The organism is Fumia xinanensis (assembly GCF_014384905.1).
Taxonomy (GTDB): Bacteria; Bacillota; Clostridia; order Oscillospirales; family Ruminococcaceae; genus Fumia; species Fumia xinanensis.
Window position 1 is genome coordinate 252,652 of sequence record NZ_JACRSV010000003.1, and the last position, 21,346, is coordinate 273,997.

17 protein-coding genes, 1 pseudogene and 1 riboswitch are annotated in these 21,346 nt (G+C 50.2%); of the genes and pseudogenes, 10 read left to right on the forward strand and 8 right to left on the reverse strand.

Annotation, left to right across the window (positions count from 1 at the left end):
* Positions 1-275: 275 nt before the first annotated feature.
* Positions 276-1,622, reverse strand: coding sequence for a hemolysin family protein (locus H8710_RS10830; RefSeq protein WP_249295583.1), 1,347 nt, complete (start codon positions 1,620-1,622; stop codon positions 276-278).
* 547 nt (positions 1,623-2,169) lie between these two features.
* Between H8710_RS10830 and H8710_RS10835 the strand changes: the two genes are divergently transcribed.
* From H8710_RS10835 to H8710_RS10880, 10 genes and pseudogenes are all read left to right on the forward strand, one after another.
* Positions 2,170-2,823, forward strand: coding sequence for an RraA family protein (locus H8710_RS10835; protein WP_249295586.1), 654 nt, complete (start codon positions 2,170-2,172; stop codon positions 2,821-2,823).
* 54 nt (positions 2,824-2,877) lie between these two features.
* Positions 2,878-3,930, forward strand: a pseudogene (locus H8710_RS10840) (LacI family DNA-binding transcriptional regulator).
* A gap of 30 nt (positions 3,931-3,960) precedes the next feature.
* On the forward strand, positions 3,961-4,920 hold the full coding sequence (locus H8710_RS10845) for a sugar kinase (protein WP_249295589.1): 960 nt from the start codon (positions 3,961-3,963) through the stop codon (positions 4,918-4,920).
* 1 nt (position 4,921) lies between these two features.
* Positions 4,922-5,818 (forward strand): bifunctional 4-hydroxy-2-oxoglutarate aldolase/2-dehydro-3-deoxy-phosphogluconate aldolase, encoded by an 897-nt coding sequence (locus tag H8710_RS10850; protein WP_249295591.1) that lies wholly within the window; start codon positions 4,922-4,924, stop codon positions 5,816-5,818.
* A gap of 269 nt (positions 5,819-6,087) precedes the next feature.
* Positions 6,088-7,140, forward strand: a complete 1,053-nt coding sequence (locus H8710_RS10855; protein WP_249295594.1) for a sugar ABC transporter substrate-binding protein — start codon at positions 6,088-6,090, stop codon at positions 7,138-7,140.
* 68 nt (positions 7,141-7,208) lie between these two features.
* Complete coding sequence (locus H8710_RS10860; protein ID WP_249295597.1) at positions 7,209-8,159, forward strand: ABC transporter permease; 951 nt, start codon at positions 7,209-7,211, stop codon at positions 8,157-8,159.
* The gene (locus H8710_RS10865; protein ID WP_249295599.1) at positions 8,156-9,643 is read left to right on the forward strand and encodes a sugar ABC transporter ATP-binding protein; all 1,488 of its coding nucleotides are present in this window, start codon (positions 8,156-8,158) and stop codon (positions 9,641-9,643) included. The genes H8710_RS10860 and H8710_RS10865 overlap by 4 nt, the downstream gene beginning before the upstream one ends.
* Positions 9,644-9,984: 341 nt before the next feature.
* The gene (locus H8710_RS10870; protein ID WP_249295601.1) at positions 9,985-11,352 is read left to right on the forward strand and encodes a mandelate racemase/muconate lactonizing enzyme family protein; all 1,368 of its coding nucleotides are present in this window, start codon (positions 9,985-9,987) and stop codon (positions 11,350-11,352) included.
* A 19-nt stretch (positions 11,353-11,371) separates the two neighbouring features.
* Positions 11,372-12,145: an SDR family NAD(P)-dependent oxidoreductase gene (locus H8710_RS10875; protein WP_249295604.1), complete on the forward strand. Its 774-nt coding sequence runs from the start codon at positions 11,372-11,374 to the stop codon at positions 12,143-12,145.
* Positions 12,146-12,157: 12 nt separating this feature from the next.
* Positions 12,158-12,844: a cyclase family protein gene (locus H8710_RS10880; RefSeq protein ID WP_249295606.1), complete on the forward strand. Its 687-nt coding sequence runs from the start codon at positions 12,158-12,160 to the stop codon at positions 12,842-12,844.
* Between the two features lie 133 nt (positions 12,845-12,977).
* On the opposite strand, the gene mreB is transcribed toward H8710_RS10880, so the two are convergent.
* The 7 genes from mreB to ybaK form a co-directional block, all read right to left on the reverse strand.
* Complete coding sequence (gene mreB / locus H8710_RS10885; protein WP_249295608.1) at positions 12,978-13,994, reverse strand: rod shape-determining protein; 1,017 nt, start codon at positions 13,992-13,994, stop codon at positions 12,978-12,980.
* A 355-nt stretch (positions 13,995-14,349) separates the two neighbouring features.
* Complete coding sequence (locus H8710_RS10890) at positions 14,350-15,069, reverse strand: ComF family protein (RefSeq protein ID WP_249295610.1); 720 nt, start codon at positions 15,067-15,069, stop codon at positions 14,350-14,352.
* Positions 15,059-17,269, reverse strand: coding sequence for an SF1B family DNA helicase RecD2 (gene recD2 / locus H8710_RS10895; protein WP_249295618.1), 2,211 nt, complete (start codon positions 17,267-17,269; stop codon positions 15,059-15,061). Before recD2 ends, H8710_RS10890 begins: the two co-directional genes overlap by 11 nt.
* 104 nt (positions 17,270-17,373) lie before the next feature.
* Positions 17,374-17,727 carry a hypothetical protein gene (locus tag H8710_RS10900; protein WP_249295620.1) on the reverse strand — a complete coding sequence of 118 codons (354 nt, stop codon included), beginning with the start codon at positions 17,725-17,727 and terminating at the stop codon, positions 17,374-17,376.
* Between the two features lie 51 nt (positions 17,728-17,778).
* Complete coding sequence (gene metK, locus H8710_RS10905) at positions 17,779-18,960, reverse strand: methionine adenosyltransferase (RefSeq protein WP_249295622.1); 1,182 nt, start codon at positions 18,958-18,960, stop codon at positions 17,779-17,781.
* Between the two features lie 189 nt (positions 18,961-19,149).
* A riboswitch (SAM riboswitch) is annotated at positions 19,150-19,246 on the reverse strand.
* Between the two features lie 110 nt (positions 19,247-19,356).
* A complete protein-coding gene (locus H8710_RS10910) occupies positions 19,357-20,691 on the reverse strand; it encodes a CCA tRNA nucleotidyltransferase (RefSeq protein WP_249295626.1) in 1,335 nt (444 codons plus the stop codon).
* A 17-nt stretch (positions 20,692-20,708) separates the two neighbouring features.
* Complete coding sequence (gene ybaK / locus H8710_RS10915) at positions 20,709-21,191, reverse strand: Cys-tRNA(Pro) deacylase (protein WP_249295628.1); 483 nt, start codon at positions 21,189-21,191, stop codon at positions 20,709-20,711.
* Between the last annotated feature and the right edge of the window lie 155 nt (positions 21,192-21,346).

Consider the following 21,346-nt stretch of genomic DNA (forward strand, 5'->3'; position numbering starts at 1 on the left):
ATGTAGAGGTTTCCCTATCTACAATTAAAATTTGAATAATGGGAACGGCAAAAAGCCAAAAATAAAATGCTTCGCCGATTAGATAAAATTTCGCAAACGCAAAAAAATTAAGCCATCAAATAACCAGAACAGGCAGTTATCAAATGAGGAGTCGTTATACTCCCTAATTGACAACTGCCTGTTCCGGTTGCAGCGGGAACCCCCAGCAATATTTTGTTGCGGTCATTAAAAAAGTTTTAAAATTCCTGTTAATTATTGAAAAATAACCGAAAGGCTTACTCGACTATAATTTCTTCTTCAATTGGGAGAGTTTCCTGCAGCTTTTGAACTTTCACTTTGTCGATTCGCCGCTCGTCCATAGACAAGACGGTGAATTGGTAACCGCTGAAAGTCAGAAGCGGTGTTTCGTCGTCCTTGGGAATGCGCCCCAGCATATGGATGATGAAACCGCCCAGAGTATCAAAGTCCTCATCCTCTTCAAAAGATAAGCCCAGAAGTGACCCCACATCCTCCAGGTCGGTAGTACCGTCCATAATGTAGGTGTCCTCCGCAATTTGCTGAATGTCTTCTTCCTGCTCGTCGTATTCGTCCTCAATGTCGCCTACAATAGATTCCAGAATGTCCTCCATGCTGACGATGCCGGCAGTACCACCATATTCGTCCACAACTACCGCCATGTGAGCTTTGCTTTTCTTAAACTCGGCAAAAAGAGCCCGGCATTTAGTAGATTCCGGTACAAATAATACAGATCGTATAAAATCGGCCGTTTTAAAATCCTCGGAAGAATTGCAGCCGACTAGGCATAGTAGATCTTTGACATAGATCAGGCCAATGATATTGTCCAGGTCCTTTTCGTAAACAGGGAGCCGGGAAAAACCTTCATTGATGGCTAGATAGACAATTTCACTAATCTTCGCATTCTTTTCCACAGCGATGATTTCGGTCCGGTGAGTCATGACTTCTCCGGCTGTGGTATCATCAAACTCAAAGATATTGTTGATCATCTCTTTTTGGCTTTCTTCGATAAAGCCAATTTCATTCCCTACGTCAACCAGCATTCGGATTTCCTCTTCAGTGATCTCCTCCTGTGCTTTGGACGGATCCGCCCCAAACAGCTTGGAAATCAGATAAGAAAAACCGCGGATCAAGATTCCCAAAGGCGTAAACAGTGTCATCAGTACCCGGAGCAGGCCTGCCGTTTTGTAACCGAATGGTTCACAGTAGCGGCTCCCCAGAAGCTGCGGAATCTTAAAGCCAATTGAAACCACTGCAAAGACCGAAAGCAGTACGGCAAATAGCATGGAAAGGGCAGCCGCAAAGGCGGATAGTTCCGGCATTCCAGGCAGCATCATCTTAAAAAATAACAGACTGAGCCGAGCAGTCCCCAAGCCTGCGGCAGCTGTACCGCAAATCCAGGCCGTCCCCCGTACTCGGTCGACAAAATTATTACTGTTGTGGAGACAGTCGTAAAGACGTTTGGCTTTCTTATCGCCGCTCTCTGAGCGTTCCTTTAAATTAGAGTCGTTGACTCCCACAATGGCGGATGCGCTGGCTGTAAAATAACAGCACAGTGCCAGCAGTAGTAATGTAATAAGCAAATACCACGTATGCCCGTCGTCCAAAATTAGTAACCTCCATTTTTTAGCATAAAATTGGCTTAACTAAAATAACAAATAAAGCATTTCTGCAAAATTTAGGACAAAAGCTATTTTTATTAAGTTTATCATAACGTGAAGGTGTTGTTTTGTCAACTGCTTCCTTGCGTTTTCTTGTGAGGAAACGGTTAGGGGTTAAGTGTCGAAATCACTTTTTCTTTTTATGATACTACTATGGGATTCATGCACTAATGCAAAACATTTTATGAAAACGGTTAACAAAATAGATTTAAAATTCATAAAATAAAAATATTGCACAAAAATTGTATTTAATATTTATAAAATATATAAATATTTTTCAAAACCCCTTTTCAAACCCATTTAAAAGTGCTATGCTTAATTTGCAAAAAAGAAATAATATGTATTTTACTTATTTTTTTGAAAATTTATGAAACCGGTTTCGTAAAAACTGAATTATTATATAAGCTGTGTGAAAAATTAGGATGGATGTGAATCATCGGTTTGGGTCGGTGATGTTAAAGAATATGGCTCTGTATAGCAGGAGGAAGAGACGATGAAAAAATACGATTGCGCATTTCTAAAAGAAAACCTCTATTCCGGGGTCTTGTGCGATGTGCTGGATGGGATGGGATACCGGAATCAAAGCATCGGGCAAAGGCTGATGCCATTAAACGACGATACGGTCATTTTTGGCCCGGCCTTTACCAGTATTGCAACAGTGGTGTACTCTATGCCGGAACACCCTCTGACTGCTCAGTGCAAGGTAGTGGATCAACTGGGCGAAGGAGAAATATACGTGTTAGTGACCCGAGGCCAATATAATTGTGCTGTCTTTGGGGAACTTTTTGCAACCGCGGTGAAACAGCGAAAAGGGGCCGGAGTTCTGCTGGACGGATATGTACGGGACTTAAAGGCTATTAAGGAAATGGATTTTCCGCTGTTTTATGCCGGAAGAGATCCTCGTACTTCAAAGGGGCGTGCCGAGATCAACGAATGTCAGATCCCCGTTATTTTAGATGGCGTCACCATCCGCCCGGGAGATCTCATCTTCGGCGACATAGACGGTGTAGTGATCATCCCAAAAGAAATCGCCGATGAGGTGTTTGAACAAGCACTGGCCACTATAAAGAAAGAGGACCAGGTTCGGGAGGGACTCATCAACGGAGATTCTCTGGAGAAGGTATATGGCGAAATCGGCACGATATAATGCGTCTTCCATGGGAGATGCAAGCAAAATATAGTAAGTGAGAGGATTATGGAAATGGCATCCCAAAAAAAATTGACAATTGACGATATAGCAGCTGCGGCCGGGGTATCCAAGGCAACAGTGTCCCGATACTTAAACGGCCATCGGGAACTGATGAGCGAAAAAACCTGGGAACGAATCAAAACCGTCATTGGCGTCAGCGATTACAAACCCAGTGACATTGCCAGCAATCTGAAAAAAAGGACCACTAACCTAATCGGTGTTTCCATTGCGGACATTACCTCTCCCTTTTCAGTGGCATTGATTATGGGTATCAGTAAGTGTTTGGATGAACACGGGTATACCCTGCTAATTTCCAACAGCGGCGACTCTCTGGAAAAGGAGCAGAACAACATCAATTCCTTGATTTCCAAAGGAGTTTCCGGACTGCTTGTAAACACCAGCGCCTATGATAACGATTTTCTCATTGAAAAAGCCTGCCGGGGCGTACCCATCGTATTATGTGACCGAAAGGTGCGCAATTACAGTCTGGACGTAGTCACATCCGACCACGAGGCCGGAATGTAGACGCTGATTCGGCATTTAAAAGAAAAAGGCTACACCCGTCCCATCCTCTTTACTCAATTCTGGGAGCAGAACTCCACCCGAATGCGGAGACGAGATAGCTTTATCCAGGCCGTGGAGGAAATCTACGGTTATACGCCAAAGCCCCAAGAAGACATTTTCCTCATTGACCACAGCGAGGGAATCAACACGGTCTCCCAGCTGAAACTAATGCGGGAATCGCTTCGTACAGGAGACATTCCCGCAGTTATAGGGACTAACTCTATTACCACGGCGCGGGTTTATCACGGCATTTCAGAACTGGGCTTATCAATGCCCGGTGAAATCGGGCTGTGCGGACCAGAGGACTGGGACTGGAGTAACGAGCTAAACTGGCCTTTCATGATTCGGCCCCATGTAACGACCTTAAAGGTGCCATCCACCGAAATCGGATACAGGGCGGCGGAACGATTGCTCCAAAAGATGCATCAGACGGACACTTTGCCTCAGGAAATTTCCCTTCCCTGTATTTTAAATGCAAGGGAATCTACCGAGTTGCGGTAAAATCAATCATCTACATAAGGAGATTTCTGCATGGAAAAAGGAGTATTGCTCGTAGGCGAGCCTATGGGGCTGTTTATCGCCAATGAAGTCGGCCAATTGGAGGATGTGGGCAGCTTTACCCTGACCACCTGCGGCGCGGAGTTTAACGTGGCGGTTGGTATGACCAGGCTGGGCAGTAAAGTGACCTATATGACTAAGCTGGGCCACGACCCATTTGGAAAGAAAATAGTAAAAATGATGAAAAACACCGGAATTTCCACCGACCAAATTATTTTGTCCGACAGCCGTCCCACAGGATTTATGCTGAAAGAAAAAGTGGCATCTGGCGACCCTGGCATCTTTTATTTCCGGAAAGGAAGCGCCGCAGCGAGTCTCAGTCCATTGGATATTGAAGGCTTAGACTTTTCCAAATTCGACATTGTCCACCTGACGGGGATTACCCCAGCGCTGTCAGAATCCTGCCGCGATATGGCGGAGACTCTAAATGAAAAGGCCAAAGAAAACGGCTGCCTGTTTTCTTTTGACCCCAATCTGCGTCCGCAGCTGTGGCCATCTAAGGAAAAAATGATTGAAACGATCAACGGCATGGCAGCAAAATCCGATGTCTTTCTTCCCGGAATCAATGAAGCAAATATTTTGATTGGGGAATCGGAACCGAAAAAAATTGCACAAAGATACATTGAGGCGGGGGCCAAAACTGTTATCGTAAAAGTCGGCGCCAAAGGCGCCTATTACGCCGACCGCCAAGGAGAAAGCGGCTTTGTAGACGGATTTCCGGTCACAGAAGTGGTGGATACAGTGGGAGCCGGAGACGGTTTCGCTGCCGGAGTGCTCACCGGGCTTCGGGAAGGGGCATCCCTTTCAGAGGCAGTGCGGCAGGGCTGCGCCATCGGTGCTATACAGGTTATGAGCAAAGGCGACAACGATGGGCTTCCCTACCGGGACGAGCTAGACGCTTTTATGGAAGGAAACCCTCACTGGAGGCGATAAAATGTCCCAGGCTATGGAACAGTTCTTTGAAAACGGAATTCTGCCGGTAGTGGTAATCGACGACGCGGCAAAGGCAGTGCCGCTGGCAAGGGCATTGCTGCGAGGAGGCATTTTCGCCATTGAAATCACCCTGCGCACCAATGACGGCGTGAAAGCAATCGGGCACATCCGCCATGAAGTTCCCGAAATGTACGTAGGCGCGGGGACGGTTATTACCCTTGAAAGAGCAAAACAGGCAGTTCAGGCGGGCGCGCAGTTTATCATCAGCCCCGGACTCAACGTCCCGGTTATCCAGTGGTGCCAAGAGCAGAACATCCCGGTATTTCCCGGGGTCGCCACTCCTTCCGAGGTGGAGGCGGCCTTGAATTTGGGACTCCGTGAGCTGAAATTTTTTCCCGCAGAGGCGGCAGGAGGTGTTCCGATGCTTCGTGCCTTCGCTTCTCCCTACCCCATGGCAACATTTCTTCCTACAGGCGGAATTGGTCTTCAAAATATGATGGAGTATCTGGCTTTGCCCAATGTGCTCGCCTGCGGCGGAAGCTGGCTCTGTCCGCAAAAATTGCTGGCAGAAGATCGGTTTGATGAGATAGAACGGCTCACTCGGCAAGCGGTGACAACGCTTCATGGCTTTTCCATTACAAAATTACAGTTCGCTTGCGGGGTAACTGAAGAGGAGCGGGATAAGATGACGGTGATAAACGAGTTTTCTGCTTCCCCACTGCTGCAATATGAGGATGCGGAAGAAAAAGGATCTATCCAAATCACTGCCAACAACCTTAGCCGGGCAAAAGCTTTTTTTGAGCGCCGGGGTTTTTTATGCCGGGAAGAAGGGCGGAAGGGTATTCTGACGACTCAGATAGCGGATTTTTCGCTCTTTATCAAACAGAAAAAGGTTTAAAATGTTTACGGGATTTCAATGACTCTAATTTCGGGCCAAAATAGCGGAATGAAACGCTGCACCATATCACCTGTCACAACAAGAGCGTTTTGATAAAAGGAAGCGGGTATGTTCGGAACATCGATACCCAGATTCCAAATTTTATGGACAAAGGGGGATTGTGTCAGATTTATTATGCTCGAAAAATTCTTTCGGTTATCAGTCAAACAAGGACGTTGATCGGAGGAAACGCAGTGTTCACAAAAAGGGTATCAAAAAGGAGGAAAAAAATGAAAAAGACGAGATTATTAAGTGCATTACTAGCATGTGCAATGGTATTTACTCTGGGGCTGTCCGGTTGCCAGGAAGAACAGACACCTCCGCCTTCGGACAGTGGTGAAAGCTCTTCGGAATCCACTCCGGACTCTGTCGGTGACGCTACCGGAACCGGCGTATCGGGCCATAAGGTGGGCTTCATTCAGTTGACGCTGGGCACTACCTATCACGCAGCTATGAGTGAAAAGTTCGAGGCTTTGTCCAAAGAAAAAGGCGTTGATGTGAGCATGACGGTCAGCCAGAACAGAAGCGCAGAGGAGCAACTCAAATTAGCCGAGGATTTGATTGCCCAGGGCGTGGAAGCCATCGTATTGAACCCCGTAGGAGACGAGATCGTCCCCTCTGTGGTACAGCTCTGTGAAAACGCCAAAATTCCGCTGATCTGCGTGGACAATACCACGGCGGGTTCAGGTTACACTTACGTTGGAATCGACAACTTCGCAATCGCCCGGGGCATCGGCCAGTACATCGGCGAGAAATACAACGGCGGCAACATGGTTTACGTCCGCAGTACCCCCACCGACACCGGCTGTCCAGCCCTTCGCTTCGGCGGCATCATGGGCGGTATGTCCGACCAGGGTGAAATGGCCCGTTTCCCGCTGATCGATGAACGCTACGCTCCCACCGACGTGGGCGAGAATGACGGCATGAACCAGATGGAAGAACTTCTGGCCGCCAATAGCCAGATCGATGTAGTGCTGGTGCACCATGACGCGCAGGCTCTGGGCGCGCTGACCGCTATCAACAACGCCGGCCGCAAGGACATTAAAGTCATCTCCGGTTTCGACGGCGAAAAGGCTTTCTTTGAAAAAATGAAGGAAAACGAAGGCGGAAAGAACGGCCCGGACCTGGTTACCGGCCTGAACAGCCCCATTATGATCGCGGAAATGACCATGGACGTTCTCGATGATATATTCAGCGGCAAAGAAGTGGAATCCGAGTATCTGATCCCAGTCATCATTGTCAACTATGAAAACGTAGACGAATACATGGATTACGGTTTCTAAACCTCAAAAGATACCGGCAAACAGGGAATCTTCCTGTTTGCCGGTGTCAAAAACGGGAGGATTGAAACATGAAAAAAACAATTGATTGGAAAAAACTCCTCGTAAAAAACTCCAAATACATTTTGCTGGTGGTCATGGTGATTGTCTCGGCCCTGGTCAGCGACAAGTTTTTTACCAGCACTAATATCTCAAACCTGTTTAAGCAAAACGCGGCGGTGGGAATCGTTGCCTTGGGCGAGCTGGTGGTCATTCTGACCGGCGGTATCGATTTGTCCGTCGGCGCTATCGTCTCGATGACGACGGTCATCGTTTCCTTGATGCTAAAGGCGGGAATGCCGATCCCCATAGCCATTGGGGTCACGCTGATCGTGGGTCTGCTGGCAGGTTTTGTCAACGGCATACTGATCACCCGCTTCAAAATCATTCCCTTTATCGCCACTTTGGCTACCCTCAACGTCTTTAATGGGGTGGGGCTCTTACTGTCCACCGGGCGGCAGGTCTTTTACAAAAACGAGACATTCCTCAAAATTGGCAGCATATCTTATTGGTTTTTGCCGCTGATGGCGGTCATTTGGCTCGTCATCGCGATTATTGTAAACCACATCCTGGAGCGCACCAAGGCCGGTCGGCACCTGAAGGGGTTCGGCGGCAATAAAGAGGCGGTGCGGCTCAGCGGTGTCAATGTCAACCGCGTGGAACTGTCGGCGTATATCGTGTCCGGTTTTCTCTGCGCCATCGGCGGCGTATTGATGGCTTCCCGGCTCACCCTGGGTTCCAACTCGGTGGGCAACGGCTGGGAGCTGACGGCAATCGCGTCCGTCGTTATCGGCGGAGCCAGCATGACCGGCGGAGTTGGCGGGGTCGGTGGCGTTATCGTCGGTACCCTCGTCATGGGACTCATCGGCAACATTATGAATCTACTGAAAGTCAGCATTTACTGGCAGCAAATCATTAAAGGCATCATCATTTTGATCGCGGTATACGGAAGTTCTGTCCGCAAGAAGGAGTCCTCAAAATGAAATCGTTGCTTTCTATGAAGGGCATTACCAAACGGTATCCCGGCGTGGTGGCGCTCAACCAGGTGGACTTGGAGCTGAAGAGCGGAGAAGTTTTGGCATTGGTGGGAGAAAACGGAGCGGGAAAAAGTACCCTTATCAAAACACTCTGCGGCGTGATACGCAAAGACGAAGGCTCCATCTCTATCGAAGGGCAGGAAGTCCAGATACAGGGCCCTTTGGATGCACAAAAGGCCGGTATCCGCGCCGTGCAGCAGCATTTTTCCCTGATCCCCACCATGTCGGTGGCGGAAAACCTGTTTTTCAGCGATCTCCCGCTGAAAAAAGGGCGCATTCTCGACCGGAAAAAGATGAACGAAGAGGCCAAGGAACTGCTCGGGTCCCTGGGCTTTGGGGATTTGGACCCGACCCAGCTGGTCTCCGATATATCGGTGGCCAACGCCCAGCGAGTGGAGGTTGCAAAGGCAATCCGGTTCACCCCAAAAATCCTGATTTTGGACGAACCTTCCGCTGTGCTGCCGGAAAACGATGTAGAAACATTGTTTGAAATTATCCGAAAGCTGAAAGCTGACGGCGTGGGTGTCATCTACATTTCCCACCACATGGACGAGGTTTTCGAAATCGCGGATACCATCACCGTTTTGAAAGACGGGGAAAAAGTCATCGACATCGACGACGTGAACTCGGTCAACCAATTCGATTTGGTACAGTATATGGTCGGCCGGGAACTGAAGCAGATTTATCCCCCTGTTTATACCGACATTGGGGAAACCATATTGAAAGTGGAGGGGCTCACGACAAGCCGGGTCAAAAACATTTCCTTTGAGCTCCATGAGGGGGAAGTGCTGGGCTTTGCGGGACTGGTAGGCTCTGGACGGACGGAAATCTGCCGGGCGCTTTTCGGACTCGACAAAATTCTGTCCGGGAAAATCACCCTGCGTGGCAAGCCCTACCTTCCCAAATGCACCAAAGACGCCATCCAGGCGGGATTAGGCTTTGTGACCGAGGACCGGCATTACGACGGCCTGATCCTCGATGACAGCGTGGAGCGGAACATCGGCTTTGTGGGACTGAATAAGCTGATTCGAAGGACTGTTATCTCCAAAAAGAAAAGCCGCGAGGCGGCGGACCGGTTTGTGGGCGATTTGAAAATTGCTACCCCCGGCATCGAGCAGGAAGTTGTAAACTTAAGCGGCGGCAACCAGCAAAAGGTAGTTTTGGCCAAATGGCTGTTTATCGAGCCTAAAATCATTCTATTTGATGAGGGAACCCGGGGCATCGACGTCAACGCCAAGCACGAAATTTATCAGCTCATCCATCAGCTGGTCGAAAACGGTCATTCCATCATCATGGTGTCCTCTGAACTGCCGGAGGTCATGCAGATGAGCAACCGGATCATGGTCATGTACGAAGGAGAGCTGGTTTCCGAATTTGCCCACGAGGGGGCAACGGAAGAGGCAATTATGGAGAAAGCTTCCGGCATCTGAAGCTGGGGATAAATTAGAAGGATTTTTGGCGGCTATAAAAAATAGTATCGTTGCGGGCATGAAATGCCCGCAAAATGCCTGATTAAACAGGCATTTGCAATCCGGGACACGGATTGCAACTATTTTTTAACAATTTGCTTTTTCAAAAGGCGAATGCCTTTTGAAGCCATCTTTGATGGATTTCCCGCATTTTATGCGGGAAAAGGAAAACAAATTATAAAAGCTGCCGTTTGTCCATAGAGATTGGAGAGGATTCCTCCCAATTTGAGCGTAAATGCGCGAAACAAGGCCGCTTCCCCACGCCCGCGGCGCAGGAGCGGTGAAAGGAATGGTGAGGATTAATGGAACTGAAAGAAAAAATCCAGCAAAACGTCAATACCTGTTCGGCTCCCTCTGCACTTAAAATTACCGACATTCGGTTTACCGACATCGAAGGAGGTCCCTTTGAGAATTCACTCATTAAAGTCTACACAAACCAGGGGATCGTGGGATTCGGCGAGGTGCGGGATTTCGCCTGCAAGCAATATGCCCTGATGCTCAAAAGCCGTCTCATCAACGAAAACCCCTGCGATGTGGACCGGCTGTTCCACCGGATTAAGCAGTTCGGCTACCACGGACGGCAGGGCGGCGGAGTCAGCGGCATCGAAGTGGCCCTTTGGGACATCGTAGGGAAAGCCTATTCGGTGCCGGTATATCAGCTCATTGGCGGGAAATATCGGGATACCGTGACCGTTTACTGCGACACCGACGTGTATGGAAAACACGACGGCAAGGCCATGGGAGCCGCTCTCAAAAAGAGGATGGAAAAGGGCTTTAAATTCCTCAAAATGGACGTGGGTATCGACCTGTTGTTGGACGAGCCGGGCACCCTCTGCGCACCAGCCTGGATATTAGATGCCATGCGGGAAGATGCGGACATGCCCGTCTTCAAACGGGGTGGCCACACCACGGAGGAAAACCTCAAAGAAAAAGCAATCTACGACCTTTATAACATCGAGCATCCCTTTACCGGAATCCACATCACCGAAAAGGGACTGGATTTCTTGGAGCAGTATGTGGCGGACGCCCGGTCGGTTGTGGGCTATGATGTGCCCATCAGCATTGACCACTTCGGCCATATCGGGGCGGAGGACTGCATCCGGCTGCTGCGGCGGCTGGAAAAGTACAACATCGCCTGGGCAGAGGATCTGCTCCCCTGGCAGTATACAAAGCAGTGGCAGAGAATTGCCGCCGCGACCACCGTTCCCCTCTGCACCGGCGAGGACACCTACGGAAAAGAAGCCTTCCGGGAGATCGTCTCCTCCGGCGCCTTTTCGGTGATCCACCCGGATATCCTGACGGCGGGGGGAATCCTCGAGACCAAGAAAATCGGCGAAATAGCCGAAGAACACGGCGTCGCCATGGCAATCCACAACGCGGAAAGCCCCGTGGCGTTTTTGGCGGCGGTCCACACCGCTGCGGCCACTCGGAATTTCTTGGCGCTGGAGCACCACTCCAACGACATCCCCTGGTGGAACGACATAGTCATCGGCTGCGATAAGCCCATTATTGCGGACGGGCAGGCCAAAGTTCCCACCGCGCCGGGCCTTGGCATCACCGACATCAACGACGAGGCGCTGAAAGAGCATATGCATTCCAAAGTCAAGGGGCTTTGGGAAGACACCAGCGACTGGGATTATATTTGGTCCCACGACCGGCTGTGGAGCTGACGAAAGGAGCGAAGGAAGGATGCTAAAGGGAAAAACGACGGTCATCATCGGCGGAACCACCGGAATCGGTGCCTCCACGGTGCGGCTGTTTGCGGAAAACCGGGCAAACGTCGTGTTTGCCGGGCGGAAAAAGGCGGAAGGAGATGCGCTCGAGAAGGAATGCACCGAAAAATACCCGGAAGCCTGCGTCCGCTTTTACCAGATGGATGTGAGCGTGGAAGAAGAAGTCAAGGCCATGGCCGCATACGTGGAAAAAGAGTTCGGCGGCTGCGACGTGCTCTTCAACAACGCCGGCATCCACCTTGCGGGAAGGATTTTGGAGACCCCGCCGGCAGATTTTGACAAAATCATGTCCATCGACTGCCGCGGGGTATACTTAGCCTGCTACTACTTCATGCCCATGATGCTGAAAAAGCAGTATGGAACCATTATCAATATGTCGTCAGTGTCGGGCATCTGCGCGGACTACTCCATGGCGGCCTATAACACCGCCAAGGGCGCTGTGACAAACCTCACCCGGGCCATCGCCATCGACTACGCCGATCAGGGTATCCGCTGCAACGCTATCTGTCCCGGTGCGGTCCGGACAGAAATGCTGGAGTACACCTTCCGGAAAATCGACTACGCCGAGCGGGTCAACCGGGAAGCTTACCCCACCCACACCTTTGCCACGCCGGAGGAGATCGCCGAAGTGGCCCTGTTCCTGGCGGCACGAAAGGTGGATTTTCTAAACGGTGTAAACCTGCCGGTAGACGGCGGAATCACCTGTCACACCGGACAGCCTCATTATTAGGGGTGAACGTTTATGCTGTATGAGTTATCGCTTCCCCTGTCGCCCGATGTGGTGCGGTACGACGACGCTACTCCCAAGCCGCAGTTTCAACCGTTTACCAGCATCGGTTCCGGCGATAGTAACAATCAGACAGTGATTACGCTTTTCACCCACGGCGGTTCCCACGTAGACGCTCCCTACCACTTCTGTGAGGGTGGAGACACGATTGATCAACTAAATATTGGGGCTTTCATCTTTTCCAAGGCTCTATTGGTGAATGTGCAGTCCCAGCGGGGTGGGCGAATCGGTGTGGAACAGCTGAAAGGGCAGGAAGGCATCGAAAACGCTGACCTTTTGATGTTGCATATGGGATACTCCCAGTTTTGGCAGAATGAGGCGGTTTATCGGGACGATTTCCCCGCTTTGACCTTGGAAGCGGCCCGGTATCTCCGGGAACAACTGCCGAATCTAAAGGCCATTGCATTGGACACCCTCAGCGTAGACGGAACCGACGGATTTTCCACCGGTTTTGCAAATCATCACGCGCTTTTGGATATGCGGGAGGACGGTATCCGGCCTTTGCTCATCTATGAGTGCATGGACTTTACCCCTATTTTGGGGCTAAAAGATTATTGCAAAGTCTATGGAATCCCACTGCGGCTGAAGGGCCTGGACGCTTCTCCTGTTACCATGGTGGCAGAATTAATTAATACTCCCTGATAAAACAGTGCTTATACCGCAAAAGGGAAAGCCTTGAGAGCATAATAATCCCCCTAAGGCTTTCCTTTTTGTATTTTTATTAAATTTTAAACTGTAAAAAGCCTTAGCTGATGGAATAGCTAAGGCTTTTTTATTAGTGGATATAGGTAGAAGCGCGTGTAAACCCTTCCTTTAAGTCGTCCAGCATGTCAAAACACTTACCGGTACCGATGCCCACACAGTCCCGAGGGTTTTCCGCGATGCGGACACTGACGCCGGTGTTTTCCTCAATTAGCTTATCCAATCCTTTGAGCTGTGAGGTTCCTCCGGTCATAGTGATGCCGTTTTCGAAAATATCACCGGTCAGTTCCGGTGGTGTGCGTTCCAAAACATTGCGGACCCCCATGACGATTTCCGCCGCAAAGGGGCGTAGGATTTCAAACAGTTCCATCTGGTTTATGGTAATCTGCTCCGGATACCCGGTCACAAGGTTCCGGCCTTTTACAGTGGTAGTGACTTCCGCGGTAGGCTCAAAGACACAGCCAATTTCTTTTTTGATTCGTTCAGCCACGCTAGTGCCGATAGCCAGTTTGTACTCGCTTTGCAGGTACTTGACAATGGCTTCGTCAAAGCTGTTGCCGGCCACCCGCATGGAATACGAGGCGACGATTCCTCCAAGGGCGATAACCGCTACATCGGTGGTACCACCACCGGAGTCGACCATCATCTGGCCGTTGGGCTTTGCAATGTCGAGCCCTGCGCCGATGGCGGCAGCAATGGGCTCGTCCACGAGATACACCTTGCGTGCGCCTGCACTCATTGCAGCCTCCACGACGGCCCTGGCCTCCACATCGGTTATCGCTGACGGAATGCAGATGGCGATACGCGGCTTGATGAGAAAACTTTTGGAAACTTTTTTTACAAATTCTTTAATTAAGTACTCGGTAAAAAGATGATTGGATATGACGCCATCACGGATGGGACATTCGGTGCGGATATAGGCGGGGGTCCTTCCCAACATCCTCAAAGCTTCATGTCCTACGGCGACCACTTTTTCTGTTTTTGTATGATAAGCGACGACGCTGGGTTCTTCCAGTACAATACCTTTGCCATACCGGTAAATAATAATTTTTGTGGTACCCAGATCGATGCCCAAATCTACACCTGCCATGGATGAGCCTCCTTACTTTTCTGTTATTTTACTGCGATTTCCGTGCGGATTTTGTCGTTATACAAAGGTGTGTTTCAAATCACGCAGCGGAGTAGGTGGTTGTGTCTTTTAAGACAGCCGCCCTGTGAAATCAATCCTCTATGGCGGCAGACAGCCTGCTGGATGGAGGCTTATCTGTGATACTTGCACTAATCCTGCGTTGGCAGGATAACGGGGACTTTAGATGCTTCGCAAATTTTTTTGGAATTTGGAGGCGGATTTACGCGCCGTGGTTCTGCTTTTGCACAACTGAATGATGAAATGCCGCATACTACGGTCAAAGGTTTTCTGTGAAAGCCTTCGTTGATTGTGTTTATTATACCATGTTTTCTGAGTGGATTTCAAGCTCTTCTGTTGTAGCGACTACAACGGCGCTGATATCGGTGATTCCAACAGCTCTCAGCGTTTTGGCCGCTTCCTGCAAAGTGGCGCCGGTGGTGATGACATCATCACAGAGAAGAACAGACTTTCCTTTTAAAATTTCTGGATTTTTAACAGTAAAGGCGTCTTTTAAGTTTGTTTTTCGTTCTTCAGCGTTGAGGCGATGCTGTTTTTCGGTTTGATGAATTTTAATCAGGCGGTTCTTTTCAACGGGGATATCCAATACTTCCCCAATAAACCGTGCCATCAATTCCGACTGGCTATAGCCTCGCTTTCGAATATCACGTTTGGTCATAGGGATTGGGAGAATGCAGTCAAAGTGCTGGTGCTTATTTTCTCTACGGATATATTGGGCCAAAAGTCCGCCCAATGGCCGGGAATAACCCCGTTTATTATAAAATTTAAGGCTTTTAACGGCGTTGGCGACAAGCCCATCATAGAAAAAAGGAACGTAGAGCCGCTTTAAAAAGGGATCATTTGAGCAAATGCAGTTCTTTTTTCCACAGGTGGGGCAAAGGGTATCGGCGGGGACCCAGGGAAGCTCTTGCTCGCACTCTTCACAGTACGTCCGGTGAATTTCCATGGGGTGACCGCAGAAGGGGCAGTGCTTTGGAAATAAAATAGAGATCAGGTATTCTTTTTTGCTAACTTCCATGTTGTACCGCCTCAGTCAAAAAGTTCCGCAAATTGGTGTAACGCAGCATTTTGCGGTTGTTTTGCACCATATATTCTACCCGTCCTCTGTTTCCGACGATAATGAGCAGCTTTTTTGCCCGGGTGACGGCTGTATAGAGGAGGTTCCGAAAATAGAGCTTGTCGAATCCTCCAAAGATGGGGAGAATTACAGCGTCGTATTCACTGCCCTGGCTTTTGTGGACGGTGACGGCGTAGGCAAGCTCCAATTCCGACGCCATCTCGAAGGGATAGTTGCAGATGCGGTCCTCGAAGTCGATCACGATAGTAGAGGTGGCGTTGTCAATGAGCTTGATGATGCCGATATCGCCGTTGAAGATGCCTAAGCCCTCTTCATCGTCCTTTGTCCACTCCATATCGTAGTTGTTGCGGATCTGCATCACCTTGTCCCCTTCGCGAAAGGTGCAGAAAATGCCCTTGAACTCTTTTTTAGCTGCCGATTTCGGGTTTATGACCTCCTGGAGCTGGCTATTTAAGACGTAAACACCCAAATTTCCCTGTCGCTGGGGTGTCAGCACCTGGATATCGGCGATGGGCGAAAACCCATAGCTTTTGGGAAGACGCTGGGATACCAGCTCGACGACGGTCTGAGTAACGGCCGCTTCGCTGCCTCGCTGCATAAAAAAGAAATCGTTATCCTTCTGAGCCAGATTCGGCATTTCGCCACCGACAATTTTGTGGGCATTGGTGACGATGAGGCTTTCGGCCGCCTGCCGGAACACCTGCCTGAGCTGCACCGTGGGGATCACTTCGCTGTCGATGAGATCACGGAGAATATTGCCCGCCCCCACCGACGGCAGCTGGTCGGAGTCGCCCACGAGAATCAGTTTGGCTCCCATCTTGACACCCCGGAGCAGGGACTCAAATAAAATCGTATCTACCATGGACATTTCATCAATGACAATAGCGTCTGCCCGCAGGGGATTTTTCTCGTTGTGGATGAATTTCAGGGTATCCCCGCCGCTGAAATCAACTTCCAGCAGGCGATGGATGGTTTTGGCATCCCGTCCCGTCACCTCGGAAATCCGCTTGGCCGCCCGGCCGGTGGGGGCCGCGATGGCGAGGGTGAGCCCCTCCTGCTCCAAAAGGTCGATAATGGCGTTTAGGGTGGTGGTTTTTCCGGTGCCGGGGCCGCCGGTTAAAAGCAGGATACTCTGCTGAAGGGCTTCTCTGATGGCCTGCCGCTGAAGCCCTTCGTACTGGATACCTTTCTCAGTCTCCACCTTGTCAATCATCAATTCGATGTCCTTGTGTACGAAGAACTGGTTTTGGAGCATGATGGAAAGCCGCAGGGCGATGTACCGCTCCGCGCCATACATGGACGGAAGGAAGAGAAATTCCTTGTTCCGCTGAACCGAGAATAGTTCCTCGTCCTGAATGCGGTTGTCAATCTCGATTTCGATGGGATCGGTGCCCACGTTTACGAGCAACTTGCTCACTAAGGCAGAAACCGTTTCTCTCGCAAGGCAGGTGTGCCCGTTTCGCAGGTTGTGGCGCAGCACATGCTGGATGGCGCCAAAGATTCGCTTTCCGGACTGCTCGTCCAGTCCCAGTGACAGGGCCATCTGATCGGCGGTGCGAAACTCCACCATAATGTCGTCCTCGCAGAGAAGGTACGGGTTGTCCTTGACGACGTCTACCGAGATGACGCCCCATTTTTTCCAGATGCGCACGCCTTGACTGGGGGTCATGCCATATGCCGAGAAAAACATCATGGCGGAGCGCATACCAAAAAGCCGATGAAACTCGATAGCGAGTGCGTCGGCTTTTTTCTGGGTGATTCCCTTAACCTCCACAAGGCGTTGGGGATTTTCTTCAAGAATGTTGAGGGTTTCTTCCCCGAACAGGTCGACAATTCTTTGGGCGAGGACGCTTCCGATGCCTTTGACGGCGCCTGAGCACAAGAATTTCTTGATGGCTGTCGCTGTAGCGGGGAGACTGCGCTCATAGACTTCCGCTTTAAACTGATAGCCGAATTTGGGATGGGAGGCGTAGGTGCCGGTTACTTTCAGCTCCTCGCCTTCCTCCACGCCATAGAGCTCTCCGACCACGGGGAGAATTTCCTCCCCGGTGTTCAGTTCGATGACGGCAAATCCGGTATTTTCGTTTCCGAACACCACATTTTCGACCATTCCTTCAATTTGCACCAATTGTTTTTCCATAGTTCCTCGGTTCCATAGTGAATGGACTTAGAAAACATCCAAAGAGAAGCCGCAAAATCTTCCATTTATGACTATTGTGGCTAAATTGAGGTTTGTTTTCAAGTCTATTTACTATACATCTGTCCAATGAGGGTGTTTTGCAGCAAGGGGCAAAGCTCTTCTTCCTCCAAAAGCTCCACCCCGCGCATCTCTGTAATCAGATTTTTGCTTTCTTCGTCCAGCCCAAGGTTTAAAACGATGAGCCGTCCCCTGCTGTTTTCCAGCCAATGCAGGTCAGCTTGCGCCGCCCGGACTAAGTATTCGATATTGTCCATATGTCCTTTGGCAGGAATGATCGACAGGGTTACCGTCTCGGCGGCGCCTTTGCGCCAGAATTTCCGGGACAAAAGGCAGATAACTTCCACCGCCCCAATCAGGGCGAGAAGAATCATTGCCCCCAGTCCAAATGCAATCAGCACGGCAATCACCTCGTGGGACAGTATATGAAAAAAGCAGAAAAAAGGTGAGGTTTAACCTTGAATTGCCGTTTTTAAAGCTTCAATTTTATCAGTTTTTTCCCAGGTGACTCCCAGATCCTCTCGACCCATATGGCCATATTTAGCCAAGTTTCGGTAAATGGGGCGGCGAAGGCCGAGCTCCCTGATAATGGCGGTGGGGCGCAGGTCAAAGACTTTCTCCACGGTTTTTTCAATCACTTCGTCGGAAACGGTTCCGGTACCGAAGGTGTCCACCATGACGGAAACGGGACGGGCGACGCCGATGGCGTAGGCCAGCTGCACTTCGCATTTTTTGGCGAGGCCTGCCGCCACGATGTTTTTGGCCACCCAACGGGCGGCATAGGCTGCGGAACGGTCCACTTTTGTCGGGTCTTTTCCGGAGAAAGCACCGCCGCCGTGACGGGCGTATCCACCGTAGGTGTCAACAATAATTTTGCGTCCGGTCAGACCGCTGTCCCCCTGGGGCCCGCCGATGACGAACCGTCCGGTGGGGTTGATGTAGTATTTGGTGTTTTCGTCCAAAAGCTCTGCCGGAATGACGGGCAGAATGACTTCCGTCATAACGTCCTTGCGGATTTGTTCCAGGGTTACATCGTCGGCGTGCTGGGAGGAAATTACTATGGCGTCCACCCGAATGGGACGACCGTCCTCGTATTCGACGGTAACTTGGGATTTTCCGTCGGGGCGCAGGTAAGGAAGGGTACCATTTTTTCGAACCTCGGTAAGGCGTTTTGTCAGCTTGTGAGCCAGCGAAATGGGCATAGGCATCAGCTCAGGGGTTTCGTCACAGGCGTAGCCAAACATCATGCCCTGATCTCCGGCACCGTTTTCATCGTCTGAATCCTTACCTTGCTTGACTTCCAGCGCCTTGTCCACTCCCATGGCGATGTCGCCCGACTGTTCGTCAATACTGGTCAAAACTGCACAGGTATTGCCGTCAAAGCCGTATTTGGCCCGGTCGTAGCCGATGTCCAGCACAACTTCCCGGACGATTTTCGGAATATCTACATAGCACTTTGTGGAAATTTCTCCCATGACCATGACCATGCCGGTTGTGCAGCAGGTCTCGCAGGCCACGCGGCCGTTTGGATCCTGGGAGAGGATGGCGTCCAGGACCGCGTCGGAAATCTGGTCGCAGATTTTATCGGGATGGCCTTCGGTCACCGATTCGGATGTAAATAAAACTTTTGACATGTTTGCCTCCTTTTGTGTAGAGAGATCCAGTCCGCACCCGATTTTTGGCCTGCTTTTCCGTGCGGATAAGAAAATGGCCCGTTGTTGCAATCGAAACAACTGAAATTTCACAGTTTCAAAATTTGAAATTGCACGCCGAAAAACCAAAAAGCACCCGCCTTTGAGCGAGTGCATACAGTTTCCCAGCAAACCTCATCTCTCGACTGCGTCGCAGGAAATGGCACCTTGCAAAAAGCAGGTTGCCGTGGCTTCACAGGTCCTGTCCCTCCGCCACTCTTGATAAGGTGATTATCATAAAATAGTATACCGGAGGAAAAGGACCTTGTCAACAGAAAAAGGGGGAAAATCCCCCTTTTTGTCGGGAGTTGCAAAATGTACAAGAATTTTTGTTTGAAGTTATAGGTTTTGCCGATGACTTTGGCAGTATTCCAGTAACGATTCCCGGTCGTTTTTGCATTTTCCGTCGATGACGGCCTGCAATAAAATTTGGAGGGTTTCCCCCAGTTCTTTGTCGGCGGGAATTCCCATCTCGATGAGATCGTCCCCATTGACAGCGAGAGAGGAAAGAGAAAAACACTCTTTCCGGTCGAGAATTTCGTGGGCCATTTGTATGATTTCCCGGTAACTGGCGCTTCGGTCATAGAGAGGATTTTGCGCTGCATTGTCGGCGAGTTTTACTTCCATCAGCTGAAAAAAGCCCTCCGGTGTAAGACGGTTCAACCACCGTTTGATAAGAGCTTCTCTAGGTTCTAAGTCAACGTCGTGGTATTTGACAAGACTCAAAATCCGTTCTATAGTGCGTTTGTCGAACCGAAGGCGAGGAAGAATTTCCTGGCACATATGGACGCTGACGGTCCCGTGGCCCTTAAAATGACCCTGCCCTTTTTTATCTACTGTAAAGCGGCGGGGTTTTCCAATGTCATGGAGAAGCATAGTGAGCCGAAGAACGGGTGTGTTTTTGATGGCTGCTACCGAATGGGCGGTGTGTTCGTAAATATCATAAATATGATAGGGAGTCTGCTGGTCGAAGCCCACCATGGGTAGAAGCTCTGGAATCAACTGCCCCAGCACGGCGGGAAAGCGCAGAAGAACGCTTTCCACTTGTTCCCCGCAAAGTAGCTTAACAAGTTCCGTCCGGAGCCGTTCAGCGGCAACTTTTTGGAGGAGCGGGGCGTATCTCCGCAGCGACACTTCCGTTGCGGATTCCAGCGAAAAAGAAAGCTGTGAGGCGAAGCGGATTCCCCTCATGACACGCAAAGCGTCCTCGGTAAACCGCTTATCCGGGTCTCCTACGCAGCGGAGGCTTTTCTGCCGCAGATCCTCCGTCCCTCCAAAGCAGTCAACGATTCCGGTATCTGGATGATAAGCCAACGCATTGACGGTAAAATCCCGGCGGGCAAGATCCTCTTTGAGGCTGCGGGTAAAGCGGACCGCGTCAGGATGCCTGCTGTCGCTGTAACTGCCATCTATTCGGTAGGTGGTGATTTCCAGTGGCTGACCGTCTAATATCACTGTGACGGTCCCGTGCTGAATGCCGGTTTCGATAACAGGTACACCATTAAATACCGCTTTTGTCTGTTCCGGCTCGGCGGAAGTAGTGACGTCCCAGTCTTCGGGCATCCGGCCCAAAAGACTATCCCGAATGCACCCGCCCACAGCGTAGGCCTCGTAACCTGCGGCATTGAGCCGCTCGATTGCACGCCCCACGGGGGAAGGCAACTGGATTTTCATAGGCATTCCTCTTTCATTTATTGCTTTTTAGCGAGAGCGGCTAATTTTGCTCCGACAAAATCTATTAAATCAATGGGGGCAAGTTCCACCTGGGTTCCGATTTTACCGGCGCTGACCATAATAGTATTCTGACGTTGGGCGGATTCATCCAGAAAGGTGGGAAAAAGCTTTTTCATTCCGATGGGAGAACAGCCGCCCCGGATATAGCCAGTTAACGCGTTAATTTCTTTCACGTGGATCATCTCCACCGATTTCTCCCCGCAGGCCTTAGCTGCCGCCTTCAGATCCAGTTCTTCTGCCACCGGAATGACAAAAACATAATAGTGTCGGCCACTTCCCCGCGTAACTAACGTTTTAAACACTTGGCTAAGCGGCTGGCCCATCTTCTGGGCTACGGCAATGCCGTCAATCGCTCCGTCCTCATGGTCGTAATAGTGGGGTGTGTATGCAATTTTTGCCCGGTCCAGCAGACGCATTACATTTGTTTTGTCCTGTGCCATATAATATAACCGCCTTTAATAACTCAGTTGATAAAAAATAGGTCTATTTGTTTGTTAGGTGTGCTGTGTCACCGCCATTATTACCTACAATAGCGATTCCCTTACATTGTCTGTCCTAAGCATGAGAGAAAATAGATTGAGGGAATTCAAAAAAG